Genomic DNA, 13,028 nt, shown 5'->3' with positions numbered 1-13,028 from the left:
TCAACGGCTTTGTGTTGAAATTTGCTCTGGTGCTACAGAAGGATCGGTTTCTTTCCCCATTAGCTGATTACCCCGTTGGTTGGCATAGTAAGGACGACCAGTCGCATCCACGATCGCAATCCCCACTGGGACAGCTTCAAAAAACTGAGCTATTTTGCTTTCGCTCTTCCGCAGCTTTGAATAAAGTTGAGCATTTTCGATTTTCATGTATGTTTGAGCAATCTTTGACCGACGCTCAAGTGATTCTCTATTATGCTCCTTCCAGTGAAGAATCATGTGACTTACATTCATTAATATCTGGGTTTTAAGTGGCTGGTTGCCGATCTGTGATGATAGCTTTAACGCCAATTTTCTAAACTGATAACCAAGCTCAATGTTTCCCGTCATTCCGCAGAGAATAGAGCCGAACCTGACGTACGCACAAGCAGACACGGATGCATTGCCGTACTCGATCGATAGATTAACTAACTTAGACACAATTAGAGAGTGCAAGTTAGAAGCAGCCATAGCAGCAACAGCCGTTGTTCTTAATAAGATTCGTGCGATCGCTAACTTATTTGGATCGGTCATTTTCGGCAAACGAATCAAGCTCTCAACCGACGTTTCACTAAAGCGGGATAGGATTGCGTTAAGTTCGAGATCGATCTCTAGCTGAGTGGGCTTTTTGGGAAAGCTAACCCCAAGTTGCTGTAAAAACTGTAAGGCTGTATCGAGTGCTCTTAATGGCTGACTCTGTGCCATATAGGCTTGAATTTTGATTTCGTATACTTTAACAGTGTCAAGAATCGTTTTCGCTTCTTGTAGAATGATTTCTGCCCAATATTCTACCCGCTCAAAATCGCCACATAAGTATGTTACTTCTGTTGTTTCTAAATATAAATCTAATGTCAGTTCATAGTTAGTTTGCCAGCTAGAAACTACCAGACACTCTCTTCCAATCGCTAAATATTCTTTTGCCCCACTACAAGCGATCGCGGCTTTTGCTTTCTGACCTGCGATTAAATTCAATCTGGCAATTTCATTTCGTTCTGCTCGATTGCTAACAAGCTCAATTCCGCGATTGAGATGATCTACAATTTCAAACAGTCGTTCCGATCGCTGTTGGAGTGAAGTTTTTTCCAGTAAATTGCGACCGATTTGCAGATGGACAAATTGTTTTTGAGATTCGTCAATCAAAGCATAAGCAGCTTGCTGGACGCGATCGTGCAAAAACTTATACTCTTGAACTAACAAGTTTTCGTCTAATTCAGATAGAGGTTGAATTAATCCAGCTTGGATAGCTGCTAGTAAATCTAGAGAAATTGCTTGCGGCGATTTTTCACCTTCGGCGATCGCTAGAGTATTTAGATCGAATTCAGCTTTAACACAAGCGGCTAAACTGAGAATTTGCTGTGTTTCTTCTGGCAGATTCTTTAACTGGAGCAGCAGCAACTCCACCACATTATCGGCAATATCTTAGGCTTCAATCTGGGCAATATCCCACTGCCAGTTCAACTGTTTTGCATCAAATGTCAACAGATTTTCGCTATACAGCATTCGTAAAAATTCATTGACAAAGAAAGGATTACCCTCGGTTTTACGTAACACTAATTTGGGTAGGGAACGCACGGTGTCAATATTGCGATGTAGCGTCTCAGCAATCAATTGTTTTAAAGGTTCGGGCGTTAAGGGTGCTAAGGTAATCTCCTGAATTATTGCCCCTTGTTTTTGCAGTTTCTCCAGCGTCAATATTAGTGGATGTGTTGGAGTCACTTCATTATCTCGATAAGCTCCAATCAAAAATAGATATTGGATTTGCTCGTCGAGTAATATTAACTCGATTAACCTTAGCGTTGCGGAGTCAATCCACTGTAAATCGTCTAAGAAGATTACCAAGGGATGTTCTTTTGAGCAAAACACCCGCACAAAATTTTGAAAGACTAAATTGAAGCGATTCTGTGCTTCCGTTGCTCCAACTTCTGATACGGGTGGCTGCTTGCCAATAATTAACTCAACTTCAGGAATAACATTAATGATGATTTGTCCGTTACTTCCTAGAGCAGTAAGTAGACGCGATCGCCACTGTTGCAACTGCTCATCAGGTTCACCAAGTAGTTGTTGTACCAATTTTTGGAGGGCAGACGCGATCGCGCTGTAGGGGATATTGCGCTCGAATTGGTCAAACTTACCCCAGACAAAATAGCCCCGCTTTGCCGTGATAGGTTTGTAGAGTTCCTGCACCAATGCTGATTTGCCAATGCCAGCGTAACCAGAAACCAGCATCATTTCGACGCTGAATTGTTGGGAATTGTCTTTATTTTCCCTCTCGGCTATTCTGTCAAACGCCACTAATAATGCTTCGATCTCTGCTTCTCGTCCATACAGTTTTTGAGGAATTTGAAACTGTTCGGAAACATCTTGAAGACTTAATTGAATTTGCTCAATTTGACCAATCTCTTCTGGTTGCCTCGCGCAGCGTTCTAAATCTGCTTTGATGCCCCAGGCACTTTGATAGCGATCTTCGGCATTTTTCGCCATCAGTTTCAAAATTATGTCCGATCTCTGCTGCTGTAAGCGTTCTAAAGACTCCCCACCAAAGTCTTCTAGAAGGATGACGAGCGTGCACTGATAGTCCTGCTGGCTGTATGCTTTAACTACGCCATCGATGTTGAGAGAATGAGTAATTTCATATTCCTGTCTGTAGCGAGTTAATTCGCCAACACAGGGATAATCTTGCTTAAGAACCTTAGCGACAACTGCACGATTACCCTGCTCTCTAATACCCCGATACACCAGAGAAGCCGAGCTTTCATAGATTTTACTGTGAATGGCAACTCCAGGTAGGGTAATCATTAAACTTTGTCCCAATGAGTGTCATCAACTCTATTATTACAAAATACATCGTTTGCCCAACTCCAAGAGATTAAATATTTAACAAAGATAGTGCTGACTGTAGGTCGAGCTAAAATCTCCCAGATTAGCCCTATACTCAATGCTGCCACAAGCTTGGATAATCATGCAGCCCAGTAGCAGGCGATCGCGTAAAATCTAAATCTTTAAGGTATTCTCCTCCCCAATTTTTCTGATAGGCAAAATGCTATTAATTAACTAAAGAAAACTTGGTACTAACAATCGGAACATTAATTAAAAGAGCAGCTAAATAGATTAAAATATCTCAGCTAAACTAATAGTTAGGTTAGGTAATACATTCTTGCTAAGTCTTTGGATTTCTTTAGTTACCAAAAAAAGCTTTTTTTGATTGAGCTAAGAGCTAGTAACTAAGACAAAGCCCTTTACTAATATTCTTCAGTAATAACTTTACCCTTGAAAACAATATAGTTATAAATGTTATAAGCCAGCATAATGGGAATTAGAAAACCAATAAAGACAACCATGAAAACTAAAGAACTAGGGCTGGCAGCAGCTTGGTAGATAGTGATTTGGGTAGGAATAATATAAGGAAAGATAACTAATCCTAAGCCAATAAAAGATAACAAAAATAAGAGTAGAGTCCAGACAAAAGGTCGATTTTCTTGGTTGGAAAAAAGGCTTTTAAGTAGTAGAAAAATCAACAAAGCACCCAAGAGAGGAATTAGAGCAAAGATGTAAACTAAAGGAGCATCAAATAGCTTCTCTCTTGCACTTACAGAGAAGATAGGAGTTGTTACCGTTAGATATACTGCACCGATGAAAGTTGTGACCGCTGAAATTTTAGCAGTTAAATTATGGGTAGTTTGTAGCTCTCCCTCAGTTTTTAAAATCAAATAGGTTGAACCAATTAAAACATAACCTTGAATTAAAGTTAAAGCGACTAAAAGCGATCGCAAACCAAACCAATCCCATGTTCCACCAATGAAATGACCAGCACTATCAACATTAATTCCCTGTAAAATGCCTCCCAAGGCAAATCCTTGTCCTAATGCAGCGAGGAAACTACCGCCACCAAATGCTACATTCCAAAGGAACTTCGTATTAGAATGTTCCCGAAACTCAAATGCCACCGCGCGAAAGATCAAACCAAAGATCATAATCATGATCGGGATATACAAAGCTTGGAGAATTGTGCCGTAGGCTAGAGGAAAAGCGCCAAATAATGCTCCTCCCATCAAAACTAGCCAAGTTTCATTAGCATCCCAAACATTTCCTAAGCTAGTCATCAATATGCTGCGACGTTCTTCGCTGGAGGCTGTAATTGAAAGTATTCCTACCCCCAGATCGAAGCCATCTAACATCACGTAGAGAAATAAAAACAATGCCAAGATTGCAAACCAGACTTGAGGGAGAAAATTATCTAAAGCTTCCATAGTGATTACTGATTACTGATTACTGATTACTGATTACTGATTACTGATTCAACAACTAGCCGAGAAATGAAGGGTAAAATTGATTTGTTTTGAGCATTATCTTTACCCTCAGTAAATATGGTTAGTAGGTAAGGTGAAACTCCTGGTATTTCTACATAAGCAGCATCATGGCGAACCTGACTCGTCCAACCAGCTTTTGACCAAATCCGAGCATTAGGGGGTAAAGCTTCGCCAATAAATCCTGTAATTTGGTTCTCGCCGTCACTGTCAACAAATTCCGCTGGATTAAGACTACGCTTGAGTAACTGCATCATCTTTTGCGATCGCTCTGAAGATATGGCAACTCCACCAATAATACTGTGTAATAGTCTGGCAACTCCATCTGTAGTCAGCATATTACGGTTTTCCATTAGTTCTCCTAAGAATGCTCTTTCTCTACCATAAGCACCGTCACACCAGGTTTTTTGGTTGACGTTGATACTTTCTAATTCCGACCATCCTAATGAGGCAAAATAACGATTGATAATATTGCGTTGCTTCTGCCAAGTTTCAAAGGGATTGGAGGGTAATTCTGGCCCACTAGTAGTCCCTGTTAAGACATCTACTAGTAGACTAGTAGCATCATTGCTCGATGTGACAATAGCATCACGAATTGCGCGGTTGAGTTCTAAAGACTCACTAATCATTCCTCCCTGTAGCCATTCATGTATTGCCACTAAGTAAAATAGTTTGACGATGCTGGCGGGATAAATTCTTTCTACTCCTCGGTAGCTAAATCCTTTGACCTGATATTGCCAAAACTCGTTAACAGATAAAGCTCCTCCCGTATTTACAATCACAGGTTCTTCATACACAATCCAGGTTAGAGCAATTTTATCTCTCTTAAGGGTCGGAAATTTTTCTCTAGTAGTTTGCAGAATTTGTTGGGTAATTTTGGCTAGTCTTTCGTCTTGGCGGAAAAAAGGCATAGGAATCAATTAACAATGAGCAGTGAGCAGTGAGCAGTGAGCAGTGAGCAGTGAACAATGAGTCCTAAAGGATTAGCTCGCAAGCTCGCGTCACAATGGACAGTAATCAGTAATCAGTAATCAGTAATCAGTAATCAGTAATCAGTAATTACTAATGTTTTATTTATCTATCGTTTAGTTTATCGCGTCGGCAAATTCTGTGATTATTTTTGGAGATCTCGACCGATTTTTGCGACAATAGCAGGGCATTAATTAAATTCATTGCCATTAAAGCTAGAAAGTCGTAATTTCACAATAAATAAACTAAATAATGAAAACAGGCGATCGCAAATCCCTAGAACCAATTACTCCACCATCTTCTATTGTTCAAATAAATGATGTTAAACCAAAACAGCCAAGCAATTTTTGGTTAGTTTTTAGTTCGACATTCATTACGATCTTTCTGGCGGAGATAGGAGATAAAACGCAGTTAGTTACTCTTTTGATGAGTGCAGAGTCTCAAGCACCCTGGACTGTGTTTATTGGTTCGGCATTGGCTTTAATTACCACTAGTCTGATTGGAGTTTTTATCGGTTACTGGCTATCAAAAAAACTAACCCCTGAAACCTTAGATTTATCCGTCGCTATTCTGCTACTGTTGATTACTGCCTGGTTGATTGGTGACATAATTAACCTTTAATTTAACTTGTAGATTTAACTTGTAGATTTAATTTGTAGATTTAAACTTACAAAAAGCTCATAAAAAACTAATAAAAAATATCCCATGATAACTGACATAGACTGGCAACTAATTGGCATCAGCTTTGTTACCGTATTCCTAGCCGAGATTGGTGATAAAAGCCAGCTTGCAGCGATCGCCCTCGGAGGCAGTTCTAATAATCCCCGTGCCGTATTTATTGGTTCGACAGTCGCCTTGATTTTGGCTAGTTTGCTTGGCGTTTTAGCTGGTGGTACAGTGGCACAGTTTTTACCTGAAAAATTATTAAAATCTTTAGCAGCGATCGGTTTTGCAACTATGGCATTGCGAATTTTGTGGACAAAAGATGCCGTGTAGGGGGGAAACGCCTTTACTTAAAAATAGCTGGAGATGGAGCGCAATTCGCTGGGGATGGGGGTGTCTTGGGGAAATTCCAGACAGGTTTCGCGATCGCCTAAATATCCAGACTCGGTAAAAGAAATTAGCATTCTGGCCAAGGCTACCCAAACTTCAGGATCGTATTCCCAATCTTTTTGTCTTGAAGCATAGCAAGAAATAGATTTTAAGGCCCAAAAATAGCTATTACGAACTATCGAACCCCCTTTTTTATACTCTGGTAAATCTTCGTGATTAATCGAGAGAATATTGTCTTGAAGTTTTACTCGCATTAATTTAAACAATTTTAAGGATGAATTGAACCGTCAGGTAGAGTTGCACCCGTCAATTTAACGGCAGTTATCTTCACCATAATTTTGTTATTAAAGCCTACTTTTGCCCCACTAAGATTTGCCCCGCTTAGATCTGAACCGCTAAGATCTGCGCCAATTAGATTAGCATCTCTTAAATCGGCATTACGTAAGTTTGCCTGAAGCAGATTAGCACCTTTGAGGTTTGCACCCTGAAGATTAGCTTCTTCGAGAATAATTTTATGTAAGAAAGAATCGCTTAAATCAGCGTAGGAAAGATTAGCCTGGGATAAATCTCGACCAGAAAAATCTCTTTCTTTAAAGTTCGATCTGCTTAGATCTGCACCCCGAAGGTCTTTGTAATATGGTCTTTGAGGATTACTTTCGGCTGGACGACTGGAAGGAGAACTTTTCGTAGTTTCCCGAAAATCCCGATAGCCATCTTTTGATGAACTTTGTTCAGGGTTATTTGGCGCAGAATAATACTCTCGGTAGTTCCAATGACGTGGCTGTTCGTAACTTTTGGTTTGTTCGTAATGAGGCCGAGAATAGGTTTGTTGACGATTTCTACTATCGCTATAGGGTGCGCGATAGGTGGAATAGCGATCGCTATAAGGATTTTTACTACTAGAATTATCTGCTTGATAAGCTTGACGATTACTTTGACTCGTGTTGCTAGAATAGGCAGCTGATTTGGCTGGTTTGTTAGCTGCTGGCTTATGTTGACGATGATACGAACGTAAAGAATCCCGCGCCTCATTAATCTGCTGAATTTTGGCGACAGATTTTTTGACTAGTCGTTCATTGTCTTGGGGAACGCGATCGGGATGCCAAATAAACACCAAATCTTTGTATGCTTGGTTAACTTCTTCCAGAGATGCACCTGGCTCTAGTCCCAATACTTTATAGTGTTGTTCTAGGTTTTGAATCACTATGGCAATCCTTCCTCAACTTTTCCTATGTTTAACTCAAACTATTAGGCAGTGGTAGTGCCTAAATTTACCAAATTTACCAATTAACCTTTATTTAATTTTAAATATAGTTGTTTTGAGAATCGAGTAGTCTAATAACTCTTAATCATTATAGGTATTAATATATTTTAGCTAAGCTTCTAATTCGATTTGTAAACAAGCTAGAGTTTTTAAAGTAATTGTACTAAACGCCTAATGTGAATTAAAAATTACAGTGATTCATTTTTAGCTATAAACTATAAGCTATAAGCTTTTCTAGAAGCGTATTATATAAGTTCCACGAACAGCATGATTATTGGGTTCTAGATAAAATCTACGTATTGAGAGCTAAGAGCTAAAAGCTAAAAGCTAACTAATTAAAAACATAGTCTATTAATCATGAAAATCGCTGTAAAAGCCAGCTAAATTATTTTTTCTAGACCATAAATAAGAGAGCTTAATTCAGTTACTTTACGAATTGCCAGCAATACTCCAGGCATATAGCAAGAGCGATCGCTAGTATCATGACGTAATGTATAAAGTTCTCCAGGCGAACCAAATAGCACTTCTTGATGGGCGATTAATCCTGGCAAACGAATACTATGGATGGGAATATTACTCTCTGCTGTAGCACCTCTAGCGCCTGCCATTGTCTCTTTAGACTCTACCTTGGGTGGATTAAAGGATTTACCCATTTCTGCCAGCATTTGCGCCGTTTTAATCGCTGTCCCACTAGGCGCATCCGCTTTGCGATCGTGATGTAGCTCAATAATTTCTACGTGGTCGAAATATTTTGAGGCGGTTAAAGCTGCTTGTTGAAGTAAAACAATGCCAATGGAAAAATTAGGAATAATTAACGTTCCCGTGCTGGCTTTTTCGGCAAATTCGGCTAAATCTTGTAGTTGTTTATCACTTAAGCCTGTAGTACCAACTACGGGTCGAACTCCATAAGCGATCGCACTACGAGTATTTTCATACACACTATCAGGATGAGTAAAATCTACCATTACTCCCTGCACTTTTTCTTGCGTCGCTAAAACTAAAACACTTTGTAAGTCGTTTAACACAGGCACTTCTAACGCACCAATGCCAATGATTTCGCCAATGTCTTGACCTGAATATTCAAGATTGAGATCGATTGCCCCAACCAACATCATATCTTCCGCCTGGGATACAGCTTTAATTACTTCTCGACCCATTTGACCTAGCGCACCATTAACTACTACGGGAATTGGTGATTTATCTGTCATCTGTTTTTTATGTTGCTTACAAGTCTTTAGAGAACAATTTTAAACCAAATTTTAAACCAAATTGAGTTGTCCAAACCTATCAATTCATCGATCCCGATCTATAAAAGCCTTATCCAAACAACACATATAAATAAATTTTGTAAATATAATCTTGAACAAAAGTTAATTTTTAATACCAATTAAAGGTTTTATTTGTATTATCGTATTATCGATAATAATTCTAAAATTAACATATACATAAATTTATTTTTTTCCAATCTTTGGGGCAGAAATAATTTATCTAATCCTGATTAAGTACATAAGTATAAATTCTTGTCTTGCGTTAATACTTTACGGGGAATTACTCTAGACAACACAACCGCGATCGAGTCTTGATATTTTATTAAGCTTACTTAAAATATAATGTTGTATCAAAAACGCTCAACAAGTGTTCCTTCTGTATTAGCTGTAGATAACAACGATGATAATTTACTTTTAATCAGCTATGTTTTAAAAGCGTTAAATTTTAAATGCTATGCAGTTAGTGACAGCAGAAGGGTTTTAGATTTAGCAGTAGATAAGACACCAGATCTTATTCTTTTAAACATAATTATGCCAAATATGTCTGGCTTTGAAGTAATAGGTCAACTTAAATCTAATTTATTTACTAGAAATATTCCAGTTATCGCTGTAACAGGATTAACCAATCTTTATCACCAAGCACTGATTAGAAGTGCTGGTTTTGAGGACTATATCTGTAAACCGTTTCTTCTTGAAGAGTTGGAAGACAAGCTAACTAAATATTTAAGTCCTTGTCTAATTTAATTGATAGCTTAAACTGTATAAACAGATGAGATTAAAATAAATTTTAGTGTGTAGGTTTTATTGTGAATTTTAGTAGTTTCGCTGGCGCGATCGCGCTAATAATTGCCATTTATATTCTGTGGCAAATTCGCTTCATTTTACTGCTAACGTTTGCTTCGGTAGCTTTGGCAACGGCAATTAATTATTTAGTCAGATATTTAATGAGGTTGGGAATAAAGAAACGGGGTACATCAATTGTTCTCTCCTTAACTTTACTATTGTTATTGTTGATTGGCTTTACCTTGTTGATTATCCCTCCATTCATCGATCAGGTACAGGACTCTCTTTATTTATTACCCCAAGCTGTAGACCAAATTGCCGTCTGGTTGACATGGTTGCAGGAACGAGTTCCCCAACAGTTAGTCGGAGAAATCCAAAAACTAGAGAACGTTACTCGTAATTTACCAAACGTAATGACTCAGCTTTTTAGTAACTTCTATGCAGTTTTTTCTGGTTCTTTAGGTGCTGCTGTTAATATCCTACTGGTTGTAGTGGTTACACTTATGCTACTTGTCAGTCCTCATCCCTATTTACGGTTGTTTTTAGCTTTTTTTCCCTCTTTCTACCGTCGTCGCGCTGCTCAAATTATCAAAAAATGCGAACGAGCTTTGGGGGGTTGGACTCAAGGAATTTTATTCAATATGCTGGTGATCAGCCTTTTAAGCTGGTTGGGATTATCAATTTTGGGAGTGCAGCTTCCTCTAGCAAATGCTCTACTGGCTGGCTTATTAACTTTTATTCCCAATTTAGGAGCTGTTTTAAGCTGTATTCCACCCATAATTTTAGCTGTAATTGATGCGCCGTGGAAAGCAGTAGCAGTACTCATACTTTATGTTCTGATTCAACAGGCTGAAAGTAATGTTTTGACTCCCTTGGTGATGAAGCAACAAGTCTCTTTGTTACCAGCAGTAACTTTACTAGCTCAAGCTACTTTCGCCATCTTTTTTGGCTTTATTGGTCTGTTCTTAGCACTACCCCTAACTGTTGTCTCCCAGGTTTGGATTGAAGAAATTTTAATCAAAGATATCTTGAGCAATTGGGGCAAAAAAGGCGATCGCCCTGGAGCAAAACAAGCCAGCACCAATCCAACTAAAATCTCCAAATCGTCTTCGCCTGTAGTAATTACATCAGAGATTGAAGGAGCAAGTTAATTTTAATGATTTAAAAATGGGGATGATCTGCTTATCAATGAACGCGCGAACAATTAATTAATCAGGTTTAAGACCTCTTCTTTCAATGATCATTGCTCACTGCTCATTGCTCAGTGATTTGAGTAAAACTTGTCCCATTTCTTGACACCCTACAGCTTTCATTCCAGGGGACATAATATCTCCCGTACGATAACCCTGGTCTAAAACTCGATTGACCGCCATTTCAATTTCCGTCGCTGCATCAGGCTCATTTAAACCGTACCGTAACATCATCGCTGCACTTAATACCTGCGCTAAAGGATTAGCTAGATCTTGACCTGCGATATCAGGGGCAGATCCATGAACAGGCTCATATACGCCAGGCGTACCAGCCTCACCTAAACTGGCAGAAGGTAACATACCAATGCTACCCGTGAGCATCGCTGCTGCATCAGAAAGAATATCACCGAATAAATTGCCAGTGACGATCGTATCAAACTGTTTTGGGGCGCGCAACAGTTGCATGACTGCATTATCTACATAAAGATGACTTAACTCTACATTGCGATAATTTTCTGCCATTGCCGTAACGCGATCGCGCCATAGTTGAGAAACATCCAGTACGTTAGCCTTATCTACAGAACATAGTTTACCGCTACGTTTTTGGGCGGTTTCAAAACCGACTTGAGCAATGCGATCGATCTCACTAGCGCTATATGCCATGGTATTCACGCCTCTTGCTTCACCAGTCTCCGTAGTAAATATCCCTTTGGGCTGTCCAAAGTAAATTCCACCCGTCAACTCACGCACCACCATAATATCCACCCCTGCCACTACTTCTCGCTTGAGAGAGGACGCATCGATTAACTGGGGTAAGATTGTTGCTGGTCTAAGATTGGCAAACAGTCCTAATCCTGAGCGCATTGCCAGTAATCCCGTTTCAGGACGTTGGTGACGGGGTAGACTGTCCCACTTATAACCACCAATTGCCGCCAGCAATACTGCATCACTATTACGACAAGCGGTTAAAGTCTCCTCTGGCAGAGGCTCGCCTGTGGCATCGATCGCTGCACCACCAATCAAAGCTTTGGTAAAGCTAAACTCCATATCATGTTTGGAAGCGATCGCATCTAATACTTCTACGGCTACGGAAATAATTTCAGGGCCAATACCATCCCCTGGAAGTAAAGTAATGCGGTGCTGTTTGGTCATAATGACTGTTTTTAATGTTTAAATGCTGTTTCAATATCGTTGGCGACAGCTACTAATTTACCATTTGGCAGCCACCTCAAATTCGCTAATCTAAAGAAAAATTGATGTGTTAGGATGTATAACGGCTACGGGATGTGGCGCAGCTTGGTAGCGTGCTGCTTTCGGGAAGCAGAGGTCGCAGGTTCAATTCCTGTCATCCCGATTCTGCGCTAAGGCTTGAATCTTATGATTTCACCGCTACCTCTACTTCCCGAAGGTAGCACGCTTTACTCAAAACTTACTCAAAAGTAACTATAACTGAGTGCTGAACGAAAGAGAAGCGGGTACATGCATACCCCAATTATTTAAGCGCTTAAATTAGCTCGTAGCAAAAAAAACTGCCTATTTTAATACAATTATCTAAAATTGTCAAATAGCCGTCCTACCTCGTTTCTAGCTCAAGTACCTCTTTAAACATTTAGCATGAGCGGTAATCCCAGGAGTGCTAGAGCTGATAGAATATTCTTGTATAGAGCCGATCAGACTATAGCTATTTAAGCGCTAGGTACTAAAAAACCGAGAACAGCAAGTATTTCGCCTTGTCCTCGGTAGAGCATTCCTCATAGTTGTTTAACAAGTTGTTAAACACTTCCTAGATACGCCTCCTCCTCCGTCTTCTGTCAACTTTAGTACTAGGTTTAGTACTAACAATCGAAGTACTCATCTTACTAAGGGTCTTCAAAAGGTGTTTTAACTGTTCATCTGTCATAGACAGCCTAGAACGTACCCCATAGCGATCCTTGATGTAAACGATACATCTTTCCTTTGACCAACCTAAACGAGCAACCTGGTCATCTATAGCGTGCTTGAGAGCAAAGAATTCTTCAGTCTTCCTGTTCATTATTTGCTTCCTCTTTGATGATCTCGTCCTCTATTCGTTCCCATTTTGCGATCAATTCCATCCCTACCTCGCTAGGTCTAGCGCCTTCATCCTTCTCAATTAGCATACGGGCGATCGCTGCTTTTCCTA

General features: G+C 39.7%; 13 protein-coding genes and 1 tRNA gene. 5 read left to right on the top strand and 9 right to left on the bottom strand.

The window, feature by feature from the left end; genetic code table 11:
• The 4 genes from KME09_16680 to KME09_16665 form a co-directional block, all read right to left on the bottom strand.
• Window positions 1-1,440, bottom strand: coding sequence for a hypothetical protein (locus KME09_16680; protein ID MBW4535573.1), 1,440 nt, complete (start codon window positions 1,438-1,440; stop codon window positions 1-3).
• A gap of 15 nt (window positions 1,441-1,455) precedes the next feature.
• Entirely contained in the window at window positions 1,456-2,832 is a 1,377-nt protein-coding gene (locus KME09_16675) for an AAA family ATPase (GenBank protein MBW4535572.1), read from the bottom strand.
• A 443-nt stretch (window positions 2,833-3,275) separates the two neighbouring features.
• Window positions 3,276-4,283 (bottom strand): cytochrome d ubiquinol oxidase subunit II, encoded by a 1,008-nt coding sequence (gene cydB, locus KME09_16670; protein MBW4535571.1) that lies wholly within the window; start codon window positions 4,281-4,283, stop codon window positions 3,276-3,278.
• Between the two features lie 26 nt (window positions 4,284-4,309).
• Window positions 4,310-5,251, bottom strand: a complete 942-nt coding sequence (locus tag KME09_16665) for a class A beta-lactamase-related serine hydrolase (protein MBW4535570.1) — start codon at window positions 5,249-5,251, stop codon at window positions 4,310-4,312.
• 310 nt (window positions 5,252-5,561) lie between these two features.
• Between KME09_16665 and KME09_16660 the strand changes: the two genes are divergently transcribed.
• Together KME09_16660 and KME09_16655 are read left to right on the top strand one after the other, a co-directional pair.
• On the top strand, window positions 5,562-5,930 hold the full coding sequence (locus KME09_16660) for a TMEM165/GDT1 family protein (protein MBW4535569.1): 369 nt from the start codon (window positions 5,562-5,564) through the stop codon (window positions 5,928-5,930).
• Between the two features lie 96 nt (window positions 5,931-6,026).
• The gene (locus tag KME09_16655) at window positions 6,027-6,305 is read left to right on the top strand and encodes a TMEM165/GDT1 family protein (GenBank protein MBW4535568.1); all 279 of its coding nucleotides are present in this window, start codon (window positions 6,027-6,029) and stop codon (window positions 6,303-6,305) included.
• 17 nt (window positions 6,306-6,322) lie between these two features.
• On the opposite strand, the gene KME09_16650 is transcribed toward KME09_16655, so the two are convergent.
• The 3 genes from KME09_16650 to dapB all read right to left on the bottom strand — a co-directional run bounded on the left by KME09_16650 (window position 6,323) and on the right by dapB (window position 8,834).
• On the bottom strand, window positions 6,323-6,616 hold the full coding sequence (locus KME09_16650) for a hypothetical protein (GenBank protein MBW4535567.1): 294 nt from the start codon (window positions 6,614-6,616) through the stop codon (window positions 6,323-6,325).
• A gap of 14 nt (window positions 6,617-6,630) precedes the next feature.
• Window positions 6,631-7,566, bottom strand: a complete 936-nt coding sequence (locus KME09_16645) for a pentapeptide repeat-containing protein (protein MBW4535566.1) — start codon at window positions 7,564-7,566, stop codon at window positions 6,631-6,633.
• 440 nt (window positions 7,567-8,006) lie between these two features.
• The gene (dapB, locus tag KME09_16640) at window positions 8,007-8,834 is read right to left on the bottom strand and encodes a 4-hydroxy-tetrahydrodipicolinate reductase (protein MBW4535565.1); all 828 of its coding nucleotides are present in this window, start codon (window positions 8,832-8,834) and stop codon (window positions 8,007-8,009) included.
• 402 nt (window positions 8,835-9,236) lie between these two features.
• On the opposite strand from dapB, the gene KME09_16635 reads away from it, so the two are divergent.
• Both KME09_16635 and KME09_16630 read left to right on the top strand, forming a co-directional pair.
• Window positions 9,237-9,638, top strand: a complete 402-nt coding sequence (locus tag KME09_16635) for a response regulator (GenBank protein ID MBW4535564.1) — start codon at window positions 9,237-9,239, stop codon at window positions 9,636-9,638.
• Window positions 9,639-9,700: 62 nt separating this feature from the next.
• Entirely contained in the window at window positions 9,701-10,828 is a 1,128-nt protein-coding gene (locus KME09_16630; GenBank protein MBW4535563.1) for an AI-2E family transporter, read from the top strand.
• 96 nt (window positions 10,829-10,924) lie between these two features.
• Here KME09_16630 and leuB read toward each other — a convergent pair whose 3' ends face one another.
• On the bottom strand, window positions 10,925-12,019 hold the full coding sequence (gene leuB, locus KME09_16625) for a 3-isopropylmalate dehydrogenase (GenBank protein ID MBW4535562.1): 1,095 nt from the start codon (window positions 12,017-12,019) through the stop codon (window positions 10,925-10,927).
• 128 nt (window positions 12,020-12,147) lie between these two features.
• Here leuB and KME09_16620 point away from each other — a divergent pair.
• Window positions 12,148-12,221: transfer RNA gene (locus KME09_16620), tRNA-Pro, on the top strand.
• Window positions 12,222-12,650: 429 nt separating this feature from the next.
• On the opposite strand, the gene KME09_16615 is transcribed toward KME09_16620, so the two are convergent.
• Entirely contained in the window at window positions 12,651-12,899 is a 249-nt protein-coding gene (locus KME09_16615) for a hypothetical protein (GenBank protein MBW4535561.1), read from the bottom strand.
• Between the last annotated feature and the right edge of the window lie 129 nt (window positions 12,900-13,028).

Origin of the sequence: Pleurocapsa minor HA4230-MV1, from assembly GCA_019359095.1 — a bacterium.
Taxonomy (GTDB): domain Bacteria; phylum Cyanobacteriota; class Cyanobacteriia; order Cyanobacteriales; family Xenococcaceae; genus Waterburya; species Waterburya minor.
This window is presented reverse-complemented; position numbering and strand designations above follow the sequence as displayed.